The organism is Kitasatospora sp. NPDC097605 (assembly GCF_040302725.1).
In the GTDB taxonomy this organism is placed as follows: domain Bacteria; phylum Actinomycetota; class Actinomycetes; order Streptomycetales; family Streptomycetaceae; genus Kitasatospora.
This window is the reverse complement of sequence record NZ_JBEOSF010000016.1, coordinates 94862-109156: the sequence shown is the minus strand read 5'-3', so window position 1 is coordinate 109156 and position 14295 is coordinate 94862. Positions and strand designations below refer to the sequence as shown.

Here is a 14295-nt window from a genome sequence, read left to right as displayed (position 1 = left end):
GGGCGGAAGGTCAGGCGGCCGCGCGCCGGGCGTCGATCCAGGAGCGCAGCGCGCCGATCCCGGTGTACACGCCGGCGTAGCCGGGCCGGCCGCAGCCCAGGCCCCAGGAGACGACGCCGACCAGCACGCCGTCGAGGACGAGCGGGCCGCCGCTGTCGCCCTGGCAGGCGTCCTTGCCCCCGGCGCCCTCCCCGGCGCAGAGCATCCGGTCGGTGATGGTGGCGGACCCGTACTCGGCGCGGCACTCGGCGCGGGCGATCAGGGGGACGGAGACGATGCGCGCGGCGGAGGACAGCGGACCGTCCTGGACGGTCGCGCCCCAGCCGGAGACCCGGGCGCCGCCGGCGGACGGGTCGGCGCCCCGGGCGGCGAGCGGCACCGCGGCGATGCCGCCGCCCGGGAGCGGGGTGGCGAGGCGGACCAGGGCGAGGTCGTAGTCGACCGTCGTCGGGTCGTAGGAGGGATGCAGGACGATGGCCGCGGCCTTGGCCAGGACCCCGCCGGAGGCGTGCTGAAGGCTGCCCGCGCGCACGGTGAGGGCAGCGGGTCTCACGCCCGCGACGCAGTGGGCGGCGGTGACGACGGTGGTGGGGTCGAGGACGGCGCCGCCGCAGAAGTGCGAGCCGCGGGCCAGCGAGACCAGGTAGGGGGCCTGGCCCTCGGTCACCGCCGCGCCCCCGACGACCGCGTTCGCCGGGGCCGCGGCGGTCAGGGCCGCCGCGGCGGCGAGCAGGGTGGTCACGAGGAGGACGAGGGTGTTCCTGAGCGGCGTTCGCATGCGCGGTACTCCGTCCCTGCCGGGATCCCGGCCGTGGTGGGCCTCCGTTCGTGGGGAAAGAGTAGTGACGGACCATCGGATCACTAGGGCCGAACGAAACAGTCGGACTATCGGACTGCCCTGGCGAGGTCCAGGAAGAGCGCCGCCGACCAGCCGAAGCCGGAGGTCGCACGGGCCGCGCGGGCACCGGTCAGCGGGTTCCAGTACTCGTAGAGGCCGCCCGCGTCCCGGACCATGGCGAGGGTCCGTTCGCGCAGCTCGGCGGCGGTCTCCGGGAAACCGGAACGCTCCAGGCCCTCGGCGAGCAGGTAGTTGACGTTCAGCCAGACCGGCCCGCGCCACATCGCCTCCGGGTCGAAGGCGGGGTCGTCGAAGGCCACCGTCGGTACCGGCCGCTCGCCCCAGTAGGCGGGTGAGCGCAGGGTCCGCTCCAGGGTGGCGGCGATCCCGGCGGGCAGCCGGCCGGTGAACAGCGGCATCAGGTCGAGCGCGGTGCGCACCGGCACCGGCGCGCCGGCCGCCAGGGTGGTGAAGCGGGTGCCGTCCCAGCGCCGGGCGACCAGCAACCGGGCGTGCGCGGCGGCGCGTTCGCGCCAGCGGTCGGCCTCGGCGGGGCGGCCGAGGGCGGCCGCGATGTCGGCCAGCCGGTCGGCCTCCAGGACCAGGTAGGAGTTGAGGTCGGGCGGCTCCGCGCGCGGTCCGTAGTCCCAGACCGGGCTGTCGTCGAGGCCGGAGGAGTAGGGGTGCAGGTACTCGGGCAGGCCGTCGCCGTCCGGGTCGGAGGCGGCGAACCACCACTCGTGGGCGCGCACCAGCCGGGGGTAGGCGGCGGCCAGGAAGGGGACGTCCGGATCGGTCTCGTGGACCTTCCAGACGGCCCAGGCGGCGAGGGGCGGTTTGGTGACCGGGACCGGCGCGCGTTCGGGGCGCGCGCCGTTGGCGCTGCCGACGTGCTGGGCGAGGCGGGCGTGATCGGCGCGCGGCAGGTCGGTGGTGTCGGCCAGGACGCCGTGCTCGTGCACCACGTCGGGGAGCCGGCCGTCGGGCAGCTGGTGGTCCAGGAAGAGCAGGATCTGGTCGCGGGCGAGCGCCGGATCGCCGTGGCGCAGCGCGACGGCGTGGAAGAGGGCGTCCCAGTTCCAGACGCCGATGTAGCCGAACTTGGACGGGACCAGGCCCTCGCGGCCGGCGATCGGCAGCAGGTTGACGGCCAGGGTCCACCAGGCCGTCCGGGCGCGCTCGGCGAGGTCGGGGCGGACGGCCGGCATCCGGGCGAACCAGTCGGCCCAGCGGGCCTCGGACGCGGCGCGCACGGCGGGGGCGGACCACTCCCCCGGCGGACCCACCAGGACGTGGCAGCCGTCCACCGCGAGGGTGCGCCCGGTGCCGTCCGGCAGCCGCCAGGAGGCCCGCGCGCCGTGCCCGGCGAGCACCAGGGTGGCCGGATCGGCGAACAGCAGCGACGCCCCGCCGGCGAAGGCGACCTCGACGGGGGTGGCCGAGACGACGGGCAGCGGGCGCCCGTCGGCGTCGTGCAGCAGCAGCCCGGTGAGTTCGGTGGTCGCGGCGAGCGGGGTCTCGTACTCGGCCCGGGCGACCCGCAGGCCGTCGGCCGGGCCGGCGCCCGCGGTGACCAGCAGCCGGGCGCCGCGTTCGGTGAACGGCCGCTCGACCAGGTCGAGTTCGAGGTACGAGGCGGACATCAGCGCCCTCCCAGGCCCGAGGAGGCCATGCTGTTGAGGATCTTGCGCTGCCCGATCAGGAAGGCGATCAGCATCGGCACCACGGTCATCGCGGAGAGCGCCGCGGTGAGCCCGTAGTCGATGCCGCCGCGCTGGGAGTTGAAGGAGTCGAGCAGCAGCGGGACGGTGAACAGTTCCGAGGTGTTGAGGAACACCAGCGGGAAGAAGTAGCTGTTCCAGCTGGCCAGGAAGACGATGATGCCGAGCGTCCACAGGCCGGGCCGGATGTTGGGCAGCACGATCCGCCAGAAGATCGTCCAGCGGCCGGCGCCGTCGATCCGGGCCGCCTCCTCCAGTTCGACCGGGACGGCCCGGATGAACTGGCGCAGCAGGAAGACGGCGAAGGGGTTGGCGATCGCGGGCAGGATCAGCGCCAGGTGGGAGTCGATCAGCTGGAGCTTGGCCAGCATGATGTAGAGCGGCACGATGGTGACCTGGGCCGGGACCATCTGGGTGGCCAGGAAGAGGCCGAACAGCGGCCCGGAGCCGCGGAACGGGATGCGGGCGAAGGCGTAGGCGGCCATCGCGCCGGTGAGCAGGGTGGCGGCGACGGTGATCGCCGCGATGTACATGCTGTTCCAGTAGGCCCGCCCGATCGGCACCTCGCGCAGCACGTCGGGGTAGTTCTGCGCGCGCCAGGGCGAGGGCAGCCAGGACAGCGGCTCGTTGATCATCTGGCTGACGCCCTTGAAGGAGGTCAGCACCATCCAGACGAACGGGAAGAGCATCAGCAGGCCGCCGAGCACGAGCGCGCTGTGCAGGAGGAGCTGCCGGGGGGCGGTGGTGTGGCGGACGGTCATGGCGGCGCCTCAGGACTCGTAGTGGACGAAACGCTTCTGCGCCTGGAACTGGACCGCCGTGACCACCAGGGTGAGCAGCAGCAGGAGCAGCGCGGCGGCGCTGGAGAGGCCGAAGTGGAACTCCCGGAAGCCCTGCTCGTAGACCTTGTAGACGATGGTCTGGGCGCCCTCGTTGTGGTCCGGGTTGACCAGGACATAGACGAGGTCGAAGGCCTGGAACGAGCTGATCACCGACACCACCACGGTGAAGAAGACGGTGGGCGACAGCAGCGGCAGGGTGACCGAGCGCAGGGTCTGCCAGGGCCCGGCGCCGTCGATCCGGGCGGCCTCCAGCAGGTTGGTGGGGACGGTGGCGAGGCCGGCCAGGAAGATCACGACGTTGAGCCCGAGCGAGGACCAGACGGTCACCACCGCGACGGCGAGCACCACCCAGTCCGGGTCGGCCAGCCAGTCGGGCAGGGTGATGCCGAAGAGGTCGTGCACGGTGCCGTTGAGGATGCCGTCGGCGCCGCCGCCGAGGATCATCTGCCAGATCACCGACACCGCGACCGAACTGGTCACCACGGGCAGGAAGTAGACCACGCGGTAGGCGGTGCGCCCGCGCACGCCGTGCAGGGCGAGCGCGATCAGCAGCGCGAGGGCCAGGCCGCCGGGCACGGTGATCAGGCCGATCTTGAGGGTGTTCCACACCGCGCGGCCGAACTCGGGGTCGGTCAGCTGGGCGCGGAAGTTGTCCAGGCCCACCCAGGTGGCGTCGCCGAGGCCGTCCCAGCGCATGAAGGAGAGCACGACGGCGAAGCCGAGCGGGCCGACCAGGAAGACCAGCAGCCCGAGCAGTTGGGGGGCGAGGAAGACCAGGGCCCAGCGGCGGTCGCGGCGGCGCCAGAGCGGTTCGCGGCCGCCGCGCGCGGCGGGGGCGGCCGGGGCCGGCCCGGCGGCGGAGCTCTTGCGCCGCCGGGCCGCCGTCTCGGTGACGGCGCTCACCCCTGCTTGCCCTTCATGCCGTCGACCAGGGTCTGCAGCTGGGTCATGCCCTCGTCGAAGCCGACCTTGCCCTCCCAGATCTTCAACAGCTGGTCGTTGATCGCCTTGGTCAGGCCGGGGACGGCGGCCTCCTCGGGGTAGTTGGCGAAGCCCCGGTCGCGCACGTCCAGGAAGGTCTTGGCGTGCGGCGGGTAGTTGCCGTCGGTGACCAGGCTCTCGGCGCCGCGGACGGACGGGACGCCGCTGCCGCCCTTGAGCCGCAACTGCTGGCCCTCCTTGCTGACGAACTCGGTCAGGAAGGTGAAGGCCTCCTTCTGGTGCTTGCTGTCCTTGTTGATCGCCAGGTAGGAGGCGGCCACGGCGCCCGGGATGGGCTGCCCGGACTCGGAGGGGAACGGCACGATGTCGTAGCCGGTGCGGTCGCCGCCCTTGTCGATGCCCTCGATCACCCAGCGGCCGCCGGCGTAGAAGCCGGCCTTGTGCTTGACGAACTGGGTGGCCGCGCCGTTGCCCTCGGGCAGCAGGTCGGCGGAGGCGAAGGTCTTGTCCCGGTAGCCGTCGGCGAGGGTCTTGAGCGCCTGGCGGGTCTTCGGGTCGCCGGTGGCGACGAACTTCCCGCCGTCCCAGACCTTGCCGCCGAAGCCGTTGACCACGCTGTAGTTGGCGCCGTACCAGTTCCAGAAGATCGTGCCGGTCCGGTCCGCGGCCTTGAGCTTGGCGTTCATCTCCAGGAACTTGGCCATGGTCCACTGGCCGGCCTCGTTGAGCGCGGCCGGGTCCTCGGTGATGCCGGCGGCGGTCAGGGCCTTCTTGTCGAACCAGAGCACCTCGGGGTTGGTGTCATTGGGGACGCCGTAGGTGACGCCGTCCTTCTTGGCGCCGCCGTAGATGCCCTCGAAGAAGTCGGCGGGCTTGCTGCGGCTGTCCGGCCCGGCGAGCTGGGCGTCCAGCGGGGAGAGCACGCCGTCGGCGACCATCTTGCCGATGTAGTCGTCGCCGACGTAGAAGACGTCGGGGGCGGTCTTGGAGGTGAGCTGGGTGAGCAGCTTGGGCTGGTAGTCGTCGTAGGAGGCGACCTGCTCCAGCTTGAGGGTGATGTTCGGGTGCTGCTTGGCGAACTCGTCGGTGAAGGCCTTGAAGACCGCCGTGTCCTCGGCCGAGCCCCAGGTCGACCAGCGCAGGGTGACCTTGCCGCCGTCGGCCGTGTCGCCGCCGGCGCCGCCCGCGCCGTTGGTGCCGCTGCACGCGGTGACGGTGGCGGCCAGCGCGGTCGCGGCGGCGACCAGGGCTGTCCTTCTGGTGAAAGCGGACATCGGATGCCTCCTGGGCTTTCCTGAAGGGGGGTTGAGGGTGGGGGGTGAGGGTTTGAGGGTGGGGGACGGAGCGGGACGGGTCAGGCGAGGCCGCCGCCGTCGACGACGAGGGCGGAGCCGGTCATGTAGCTGCTGGCGTCGCCGGCCAGGAACAGCACGGCGGCGGCGATCTCCTCCGGCGAGCCGGCCCGGCCCATCGGCCGGTCGGCGGCGTCCTTCTCGAAGACCGCCCACTCCTCCTGGAGCTGGCGCGCCTCGTCGCGCAGCATCGGCGTCATGGTGTCGCCCGGGTTGACCGAGTTGACCCGGATCCCGGCGGCGGCGTGGTCGATCGCCAGGGCGCGCGTCATGTTGACCACCGCGGCCTTGGAGGCGCAGTAGGAGAGCGCGTTGCCACCGCCCTTCAGCCCCCAGCCGGAGCCGGTGTTGACGATCGAGCCGCCGTCCGTCATCGCCGGGACGGCGAAGCGGCACATCAGGTAGACCGAGCGGACGTTGACGGCCATCACCCGGTCCCAGTCGTCGGCGGAGATCTCCAGCGCCGTCTGGCGGCGGATGATCCCGGCGTTGTTGAACAGGACGTGCAGGGCGCCGTAGGTCTCGACGGCGATGGTGACGATCCGTTCGCAGTCGGTCTCGGAGGAGACGTCGGCGCGCACCGCGAGGGCCCGGCCGCCCGCCGCCTCGATCTCGCGGACGACCTCGCCGGCGTCCGCGAGGTCGGCGACGACCACGGCGGCGCCCTCGGCGGCGAACAGCTTGGCGGTGGCCCGGCCGATGCCGGAGGCACCGCCGGTGACGATGGCCACCTTGTTGCGCAGGGACCCGGTGTGGGGGGTGTGGTTGGTCATGAGAGCTCCTCACTCGCCGACTGGATGCGGTACAGCACGGATTCACGGTGGCCGGTGACCACCCGGACATGGCCGGCGAGCGCGGCGTCGGCCAGCGGGTCGCCGCTGTCCACCAGCAGCGGCCGCCCGCCGAGCGCGGCGAGCTTCTGCTGGGTGGCGAGCACGACGATCCCGGCCAGCGCGTCCAGCACCCGCGGGCTGAACTGCTGGTTGCCCCGCCCGATCACGAAGCCCTGCCCGCCGATCACCGACAGCACGCCGTGCGTCACCTGTGACATGGCAAGGGTGAGCAGCCGCTGCTCCGTGACATCACGGGCGAGCAGGGAGCCGTCCCGGACGACGTCCACGCCCAGCGGCGTCAACTCCAGGCCGAGCGCCCGCCCGACGGCGAGCGTGGTGGCGCCCGGCCCGAGGGCGTACGCGGTGCCCGGCCGCATGGCCGCCACCACCGCCCGGGCGATGGACTCCGCCGAGCCCGGCGGGGCCGCCGAGGAGCCGGTCTTGCGCCCGCTCAGCCGGGCCCGCCCGGCCGGCACCCGGACCGTCCCGTACAGCCGGGCGCCGACGCCGCCCGCCCGGTGGGCCTCCTCGTCGAGGTCGACGACCTCCGCCTCGGCGGTCCGCCCGTCGAAGCCGGCGGCGGCCGCGCCCGCCGCGGCCGGGCTGACCGCGAAGCAGCCGGAGTAGACCTTCACCCCGGCCGGCACGCCGAGCACCGGCGGACGCGGCCCGGCGTCCAGCACGTCGCGCGCGGTTCCGTCGCCGCCCGCGAACAGCAGCAGGTCCACCGCGCCGAGCGCCGCCACCGCCGCCCGGGTGTCGGCCGCGCCGGTCCTCGGCCCCACCGGCCGGTGGACGACCTCGTACCGGACGCCCGCCGCGAGCGCGCTGTCCTCCCCCATCGGCCCGGCCACCGTGCGGACCAGGGCCTCCGGACGGCGGACGTGCAGGGCGCGCAGCGCGGCGGCGGCGCGGGCCCTGGCCCTGGGGACGGCGCCCAGTTCCAGCGCCCTGGCCTGGACGTCCGGCCCGTCGCTGCCCTTGAGGGCGACGGCGCCGCCCAGGCCCGCGACCGGGTTGACGATCAGTCCGACGATCATCCCGGCCGCTTCGCGCCGTGCTTGCGCAGGTAGGCGCGCCAGCTGGGCGACCACTGGGCCGGGTCGTCCAGCGCGGTCGGGTCGGTCTTGTGCACGGTCTGCCGGTAGGGCGCGCCGCGGACGAACTCCGGGTCCTTGCGGGCCTCGTCGGCCACATGGGCGAGGATCGCCGCGTACTCGTCGAGGTCCTCCCGGGAGTAGGACTCGGTCGGCTCCAGGGTGAACGGCTCGGGCACCACGTACGGGTGGTGGCTGGTCCAGTAGTGCACGCCGAAGTCGGCCGCCCGGATGCCGATCTCCTCCGAGTGCACCCCGGTCTCCTCGGCGAGCTCCTGCCAGGAGTAGCGGACCTGCTCGACCCGGCGGCGATCGGCCCACGGGACGGAGGCGCCGGGGATCCGGGCGACCTTGGCCAGCAGGTAGTTGTTGTTGAGCACCGCCGTCTCGGCGACCTCGCGCAGGCCCTGCGCACCGAGCGCCATCACCCAGGCGTAGGCGCGCACCACATTGGGCGTGACCCCGAGGAAGGGGCGGATCTTGCCGACCGAGCGCTCGGGGACGGTGAGCGTGAAGGCCTCCCCCTCGCGGTCGACGACCGGTCCGGGCAGGAACGGCACCAGCGCCTCGGAGACGCCGCACGCGCCGGCCGCCGGTCCGCCGCAGGCGTGCGGGGTGGAGAAGGTCTTGTGCAGGTTGAAGTGGCACAGGTCGAACCCGGCGTCCCGGGCCCGGGTGATGCCGAGGATGCCGTTGGCGTTGGCCTGGTCGTAGCAGGCCAGGCCGCCGGCCGCGTGCACCAGGTCGACGAACTCGCGGATCCTCGGGTTGAAGATCCCGGTGTCCTCCGGGTTGGTGATCATCAGGGCGGCGGTGCGCGGTCCCACGGCGGCGCGCAGCGCCTCGATGTCGGGGTTGCCCTCGGCGTCCGGCATCAGGGTGATCACCTCGTAGCCGGCGACCTTGGCGCAGGCGGCGTTCGAGGGGTGGGAGAACATCGTGGTGATCACCTGGTCGCGGCGCTCCCCCTCGCCGCGGGCGGCGTGGTAGGCGCGGATCATCGCGATGTTGGCGTAGATCGCCGCCGAGCCGGCGCCGGGCTGCAGCGAGACCCGGGCCATGCCGGAGATCTCCTTGAGGATCTGCTCCAGCCGCCAGTAGATCTCCAGCACGCCCTGCACGGTGGACTCGGGCTGCAGCGGGTGCAGGGCGGCCACCCGGGGGTCGCGGGCGAAGGAGTCGTTGACCTTGGGGCTGTACTTCATGGTGCAGGTGCCCTGGCCGACGTCGATGTTGAAGTCGGCGCCGAGGGTCTCCTGGGAGAGCCGCAGGTAGTGCCGGACCACCTGGTTCTGGGAGAGCTCGGGCAGCGCGGGCGGCGTGCGGCGGGCGACGCCCTCGGGCAGCTCGACCAGCGGGGCGTCCGGGGCGGGCACGCCCACGCCGCGCCGGCCGGGGCGGGACAGCTCGAAGACGATCTCCTCGTCCCAGCGGGCCTGGTGGAAGCGGCGCAGGGCGGGCTTGGGCGCCACGGGCAGGGTGGCGAACGGTTCGGGTGCGTCGTGCGCGCTCACTGGGCGTCTCCGGGCGTGGTCAGGGCGTCCTGGACGGCCGCCGCGAGGGTGTCGATGTCGGCGATGGAGTGCTGTTCGGTGACGCAGACCAGCACCTCCCGGGGCCCGAGCCGCACCCCGCCGAGGATGCCGCGCCCGTGCAGCGCGGCGAGCAGCGCGTCGGCGTCCGGCACCTCGACGGCGAACTCCCGGAAGTGCAGGGACTCCTGGTGGCGCACCACGGCCCCGGCGGCGGCCAGCGCGCCCATCGCGTACCGGGTGCGGGCGAGGATCGTCTCGCCGATCTCGCGCATGCCCCGCGGCCCCATCAGCGCGAGGTAGACGCCGGCGGTGATGCCCCACAGGGCGGCCGCGGTGCCCACCCACTCCTTGCCCTCCTCGCGCAGCGCGAAGGAGGTGCGGTCGTAGAAGACGTCGCCGAAGCCGTACTCGCCGGGGACGGCGGTCGGGGCGATGCCGAACAGCCGGGACGGGAACTCGGCGACCAGCGGCTCGTCGTCGTGGCTCGCGATGAACCCGGCCTGGCCGCCGCCGTACTGGGGGTGCATGCCGAGCGACTGGATGTCCCCGCAGACCAGGTCGGCGCCCCAGGAGGCGGGCGGGGCGAGCACGCCGAGCGAGATCGGGTCGGTACCCACCACCAGCAGCGCGCCCACGCCGTGCGCCAGGTCGGCGAGTTCACGGCCGCGGGTCTCGACGACGCCGTGCACGGTGGGCGTCTCCAGGTAGAGGGCGGCGAAGCTGTCGTCGAGCTCGACCCCGCCCATCTCGCCGGAGGCCGCGACCGGGGCGAGCAGCACCTCGATGTCCGGCGAGAGGTAGTCGCGGATCTTGGCCAGCTTGTCGGCGGCGAGCGCCCCGCTGACCATCACCCTGGCCCGGCCGGTGCGGCGGGCGGCCATCCGCAGCGCCGTGCCGGCGGCCTGGTAGCCGTCGTAGACGGGGACGTTGACGACGTCCATCTCCAGCAGCTCGGCCATCATCGAGACGTACTCGAAGAGCGCCTGGAAGCGGCCGTGGTCCTCGTAGGGCTCGCCGGCGTAGGCGGTGAGGAACTCGCCGCGGCCGTTGACCTCGTCGCAGACCGCCGGTACGTAGTGCGGGTAGCAGCCGTGGCCGAGGAAGCTCAGCAGCGCGGCCGGGTCGGTGTTGCGCGCCAGCAGGCCGCGGACGTGCCGGGTCAGGCCCTGCTCGTCGGCGAACGGCTCGGGCAGGTCGAGCGGGCGGTCCAGGCGCAGGTCGGCGGGGATGTCGCGGTAGAACTCGGCGACGTCGGGGGCGCCGATCTCGGCGAGCATCGCCGCCCGCGTCTCGGGCCCCGCGTTGGGGATGTAGGGGTGGGCCACGAACACTCCTCAGGGCGTCGTCGGTCGGGGCTCGGTCGGTCGGGGCTTGGTCGGTCGGGACTCGGTCGGTCGGGACTCGGTCGGTCGGGGCTTGAGGACCACGGCGTCGCGCGGTCCGACGGTCACGGGGCCGCCCGGCAGCGGGCGGCCGGTCAGCAGATCGGTGAAGCCGGTGCCGGCCGGCAGCGGCACGGTGGCGGGCTCGGTGCCGTGGTTGAGCAGGAAGAGGTAGGGCCCGCGGCGGCAGGCCTCGACCCCGGCGGGCAGCCCGGGACCGGTGACGCCGGTGATCCCGGCGGCGGCCAGCAGCTCCTCCAGCAGCGGGGCCGGGTCCTCGGGCAGGCAGCTCAGGTAGGTGGCGGCGCCGCGCCGGGTGACGGCCGGGCGGCCGTGCAGCGGGCCGCCCCGGTAGCGCGCCAGCACCTCGGTGTCGTCCCCGGAGGTCTCCAGCCACTCGGTCCAGGTGCGGGCGAGCAGCGAGGTGCCGTCCGTGGTGACGACGTCCTGGACGGCGCCGTCGGGCAGCGGGCGCCACTCCTCGACGCGCACCCCGAGCAGCTCGCGCAGCGGCCCGGGCGCGCCGCCCTCGTGCACCTGGTCGTCGGCGTCCACCACCCCGCTGAACGGGCCGACCACCAGCTGCCCGGGGAAGGCGGCCAGCGCGGCGGCGTGCTCGGCGGTGCACAGGTAGAGGTTGGGGGCGATCACCAGCCGGTAGCCGGAGAGGTCGCGCCCCGGCGGGGCCAGGTCGACCGCCACGCCCCGGGCGTGCAGCGGCGCGTACCAGGAGAGCAGCAGCTCGTGCAGCCGCAGCCGGTCGGAGGGCATCGACTCGGGCGCCTCCAGTCCCCACCAGCTGGCCCAGTCGAGCAGCAGCGCGACCTCGGCCCGGGTGTCGCTTCCGGCCACCTCGGCCAGCCGCCGGACGTCCGCGCCGAGGGCCAGCGTCTCGCGCCACTGCCGGGTGCCGGTGCCGCCGTGCGGGAGCATCGCCGAGTGGAACTTCTCCGGGCCGTACCTGGCCTGGCGCCACTGGAAGAACATCACGCCGTCCGAGCCGTGGGCGAGCGCCTGGAGGCTGTGCAGGCGCATCACCCCCGGGTCCTTGGGGACGTTGACCGCGCGCCAGCTGACCGCGCTCGGCGCGGACTCCAGGAGCAGCCAGGGCTGTCGCTTCAGCGAGCGCATCAGGTCGTAGCTGAGCGCCGCCTTCATCTCGGCGCGCGGGTCGGCCGGGTCCGGGTAGGCGTCGTCGGTGACGACGTCCTCGGCGGCGGCCCAGGTCCAGTAGTCGAGGTCGCGCAGCACGCTCATGAAGTTGGTGGTCACCGGGATGTCCGGGGTGACCTCCTTGAGGACAGCGCGCTCGGCCTCGAAACAGGCGAGCAGCGCGTCGCTGGAGAACCGCCGCCAGTCCAGCAGCTGGGCCGGGTTGACCGGGCCGGGGGCCTTGCGGGGCGGTTCGACCTGCGTCCAGTCGGTGTAGTGCTGGCCCCAGCAGGACGTGCCCCAGGCCGCGTTGAGGCCGTCGAGGGAGCGGTGGCGGTCCTGGAGCCAGCGGCGGAAGTCACGGGCGGACTCCTCGCAGAAGCACTCGGCGGTGTGGTCGGCGTACTCGTTGCCGATGTGCCACATGGCCAGCGCCGGGTGCTCGCGGTAGCGCTCGGCCATCGCGCGGGCCAGCCGGACGGTGGCGGCGCGGAACACCGGGGAGGAGGGGCAGTAGCCCTGGCGCGAGCCGAACTCCAGCCGGGTGCCGGCGGCGTCGACCGGCTGGACCTCGGGGTGGGCGCGGACCAGCCAGGGCGGCGGGGTCGCGGTCGCGGTGGCGAGGTCGACGGCGATGCCGTTCGCGTGCAGCAGGTCGAGCACCCGGTCCAGCCAGCCGAAGTCGTAGGCCCCGGGCGCGGGTTCGAGCCGGGACCAGGAGAACACCGCGACCGTGACCAGGTTGACGCCGGCCTCGGCCATCAGCCGGACGTCCTCCCGCCACACCTCCTCGGGCCACTGCTCGGGGTTGTAGTCACCGCCGAACAGCAGACCCGGTATCCGTGTCAGGCCCATGCCGCTCCTTCCGCTCCCCCGGGGTCGGGAAACCCCGTTTGGCGTCGTTCCGCATTTTGTATTCAGAATGCATAGTGCAGTACACTGGGGCGGGTCAAGAGGTGTGCATCGATCCGGACGGCCCGTCCGGGAGTCAGGGGGACGCGATGGCGATCGAGCGCCGTCCGCTGCGCGAGCAGATCCGCGACGAGCTGATGGACCGGCTCACCCGCGGCGAGTTCGCGGCGGGCACCGATGTCAACGAGGCCGTGCTGGCCGCCGAACTCGGCGTCAGCCGTACGCCGCTGCGCGAGGCGCTGATCGCGCTGGCGGGCGAGGGCGTGCTGGAGAGCAGCCAGGGCCGGGGCTTCCGCTTCGCGCCGGTCAGCCGCAAGGAGTTCCGCGAACTGGTCGCCATCGTGGCGGCCCTGGAGTCGCTGGCGCTGGAGTCCTCCGACCCGGAGCACCTGCGGAGCGTCGCCCCCCGGCTGCTGGACCTCGCCCAGGGCTTCCCCGACCAGGTGGCCGAGCACGCCACGGTCGACCGGCGCGACGACGAGTGGCACGGCCTGCTGCTCAGCGGCTGCTCCAACGAGCGCCTGCTGGACCTGCTCACCCGGGTCAAGGCCGGGATGCGGCGCTACGAGAACCTGGTCGTCGCCGAGGACGAGCCGGTGGCCCGCGAGTCGGCGGAGCACTGCGAGATCGCCCGCCGGCTGCTGGCGGACGATCTGCCGGGCGCGATCACCGCGCTGCGGGCCAACTGGATCGGCGGCATGGAGCGGATGCTGGCGCACATTCCGGCGGACTGAGCGCGCACGGCGCGAAGCCCGCCGCCCGGGGTCCGGGCGGCGGGCGGCGGGCTCCTCGCGCTGACCGGGCGTCAGGCCTTCGGGACGTGCAGGCGCGCCCACGAGGACGCGCCGGGCCAGCCGTCCGCGTCGGTGCCCGCGTAGCCGAGCTTGCGCTGCCAGCGGGCGTAGCTCTGCCGGTCGGCCTCGCTCCACTGCGGGCCCGGGCCCTGCTGGTAGGCGCCGCAGCCCTCCTCCACCAGGCGGCGGCCCATCGCGGTGACCAGCGGGCTGCGGGGGCCGCCGCGGAACCACTCCGCCCCGGGGAACGGCGCCCAGCCGTCGGCGGGCGTTCCGGCGCCGGGTCCCGTGCCCGGCTCCAGCGCGCCGGAGGTGACCAGCCGGTAGAGCGGCCCGCCCGGGCAGTCGGTGGCGTAGCCGTCGCGGTGGCCGCGGATCTCCCGGCCGGCGCCGTTGGCGCGCAGATGGCCGATGGCGTCCCGCAGGCCCGCGACCTGGTCGGCGGTCGGGCTGGTGTGGCCGCTGTCGCCGACGAAGGCGAGGACGGCGAAGTGGTCGCGGTTGAGCGTGGTGTTGCCGTTGGCCGCGTTCTGCGCGTTGCGGCCGCGGCCCTCGAAGACGTAACCGTGCTCGCAGACCGCGAGGTTGTACGCGAAGTCCGACCAGCCGTTGCCGTCCATGTGGCTGTTCTGGACCTTGCGCATGTACCCCGCGCAGGTGGTGTGCTCGTCGGCGCTGTACGGGCCGCCCAGGTAGTGGACCTTGACGCCCCGGTTGGCCGGCACCACCGGGTGGCCGTTGCGGGCCGCCCGGGCGCCCCACTCGGCGCGACTGACGAACTTCATGGCCGTTTCCCCCATCGTTCCGTGCTGCGCGGGCCGTCCCCCGGCCCGCGTCCGTGCTGATCAGAGCCTGCCGCCCGGCCCGTGCAGCCCGCGTGCAGCGGACGTGCAGC

General features: G+C 73.8%; 12 protein-coding genes. 1 reads left to right on the top strand and 11 read right to left on the bottom strand.

Features of this window, described 5'->3' with window-relative positions; genetic code table 11:
* Positions 1 to 10 precede the first annotated feature (10 nt).
* The 10 genes from ABTX81_RS19815 to ABTX81_RS19770 form a co-directional block, all read right to left on the bottom strand.
* The gene (locus ABTX81_RS19815) at positions 11 to 778 is read right to left on the bottom strand and encodes a serine protease (protein ID WP_350547357.1); all 768 of its coding nucleotides are present in this window, start codon (positions 776 to 778) and stop codon (positions 11 to 13) included.
* A gap of 107 nt (positions 779 to 885) precedes the next feature.
* Complete coding sequence (locus tag ABTX81_RS19810; RefSeq protein ID WP_350547354.1) at positions 886 to 2481, bottom strand: amylo-alpha-1,6-glucosidase; 1596 nt, start codon at positions 2479 to 2481, stop codon at positions 886 to 888.
* The gene (locus ABTX81_RS19805; protein WP_350547351.1) at positions 2481 to 3320 is read right to left on the bottom strand and encodes a carbohydrate ABC transporter permease; all 840 of its coding nucleotides are present in this window, start codon (positions 3318 to 3320) and stop codon (positions 2481 to 2483) included. The genes ABTX81_RS19810 and ABTX81_RS19805 overlap by 1 nt, the downstream gene beginning before the upstream one ends.
* 9 nt (positions 3321 to 3329) lie before the next feature.
* Positions 3330 to 4304: a carbohydrate ABC transporter permease gene (locus ABTX81_RS19800; RefSeq protein WP_350547348.1), complete on the bottom strand. Its 975-nt coding sequence runs from the start codon at positions 4302 to 4304 to the stop codon at positions 3330 to 3332.
* Positions 4301 to 5617: an ABC transporter substrate-binding protein gene (locus tag ABTX81_RS19795; protein ID WP_350547345.1), complete on the bottom strand. Its 1317-nt coding sequence runs from the start codon at positions 5615 to 5617 to the stop codon at positions 4301 to 4303. Before ABTX81_RS19795 ends, ABTX81_RS19800 begins: the two co-directional genes overlap by 4 nt.
* Positions 5618 to 5697: 80 nt before the next feature.
* Positions 5698 to 6468, bottom strand: a complete 771-nt coding sequence (locus ABTX81_RS19790) for an SDR family NAD(P)-dependent oxidoreductase (RefSeq protein WP_350547342.1) — start codon at positions 6466 to 6468, stop codon at positions 5698 to 5700.
* The gene (locus tag ABTX81_RS19785) at positions 6465 to 7568 is read right to left on the bottom strand and encodes an ATP-NAD kinase family protein (protein WP_350547339.1); all 1104 of its coding nucleotides are present in this window, start codon (positions 7566 to 7568) and stop codon (positions 6465 to 6467) included. The genes ABTX81_RS19790 and ABTX81_RS19785 overlap by 4 nt, the downstream gene beginning before the upstream one ends.
* Positions 7565 to 9139 carry an aminomethyl-transferring glycine dehydrogenase subunit GcvPB gene (gene gcvPB / locus ABTX81_RS19780; protein WP_350547336.1) on the bottom strand — a complete coding sequence of 525 codons (1575 nt, stop codon included), beginning with the start codon at positions 9137 to 9139 and terminating at the stop codon, positions 7565 to 7567. The genes ABTX81_RS19785 and gcvPB overlap by 4 nt, the downstream gene beginning before the upstream one ends.
* Positions 9136 to 10485 carry an aminomethyl-transferring glycine dehydrogenase subunit GcvPA gene (gene gcvPA / locus ABTX81_RS19775; RefSeq protein ID WP_350547333.1) on the bottom strand — a complete coding sequence of 450 codons (1350 nt, stop codon included), beginning with the start codon at positions 10483 to 10485 and terminating at the stop codon, positions 9136 to 9138. Before gcvPA ends, gcvPB begins: the two co-directional genes overlap by 4 nt.
* Positions 10486 to 10494: 9 nt before the next feature.
* Positions 10495 to 12549, bottom strand: coding sequence for a beta-galactosidase (locus ABTX81_RS19770; protein ID WP_350547330.1), 2055 nt, complete (start codon positions 12547 to 12549; stop codon positions 10495 to 10497).
* A gap of 146 nt (positions 12550 to 12695) precedes the next feature.
* On the opposite strand from ABTX81_RS19770, the gene ABTX81_RS19765 reads away from it, so the two are divergent.
* On the top strand, positions 12696 to 13340 hold the full coding sequence (locus ABTX81_RS19765) for a GntR family transcriptional regulator (protein ID WP_350547327.1): 645 nt from the start codon (positions 12696 to 12698) through the stop codon (positions 13338 to 13340).
* Between the two features lie 71 nt (positions 13341 to 13411).
* Here ABTX81_RS19765 and ABTX81_RS19760 read toward each other — a convergent pair whose 3' ends face one another.
* On the bottom strand, positions 13412 to 14185 hold the full coding sequence (locus ABTX81_RS19760; RefSeq protein ID WP_350547324.1) for a peptidoglycan-binding protein: 774 nt from the start codon (positions 14183 to 14185) through the stop codon (positions 13412 to 13414).
* Positions 14186 to 14295: the final 110 nt, after the last annotated feature.

Bases quoted from the DNA above. Each gene is read 5' to 3' on its own strand.
- ABTX81_RS19815 (WP_350547357.1), bottom strand. From the start codon at position 778: ATGCGAACGCCGCTCAGGAACACCCTCGTCCTCCTCGTGACCACCCTG.
- ABTX81_RS19810 (WP_350547354.1), bottom strand. From the start codon at position 2,481: ATGTCCGCCTCGTACCTCGAACTCGACCTGGTCGAGCGGCCGTTCACC.
- ABTX81_RS19805 (WP_350547351.1), bottom strand. From the start codon at position 3,320: ATGACCGTCCGCCACACCACCGCCCCCCGGCAGCTCCTCCTGCACAGC.
- ABTX81_RS19795 (WP_350547345.1), bottom strand. From the start codon at position 5,617: ATGTCCGCTTTCACCAGAAGGACAGCCCTGGTCGCCGCCGCGACCGCG.
- ABTX81_RS19790 (WP_350547342.1), bottom strand. From the start codon at position 6,468: ATGACCAACCACACCCCCCACACCGGGTCCCTGCGCAACAAGGTGGCC.
- ABTX81_RS19785 (WP_350547339.1), bottom strand. From the start codon at position 7,568: ATGATCGTCGGACTGATCGTCAACCCGGTCGCGGGCCTGGGCGGCGCC.
- ABTX81_RS19770 (WP_350547330.1), bottom strand. From the start codon at position 12,549: ATGGGCCTGACACGGATACCGGGTCTGCTGTTCGGCGGTGACTACAAC.
- ABTX81_RS19765 (WP_350547327.1), top strand. From the start codon at position 12,696: ATGGCGATCGAGCGCCGTCCGCTGCGCGAGCAGATCCGCGACGAGCTG.
- ABTX81_RS19760 (WP_350547324.1), bottom strand. From the start codon at position 14,185: ATGAAGTTCGTCAGTCGCGCCGAGTGGGGCGCCCGGGCGGCCCGCAAC.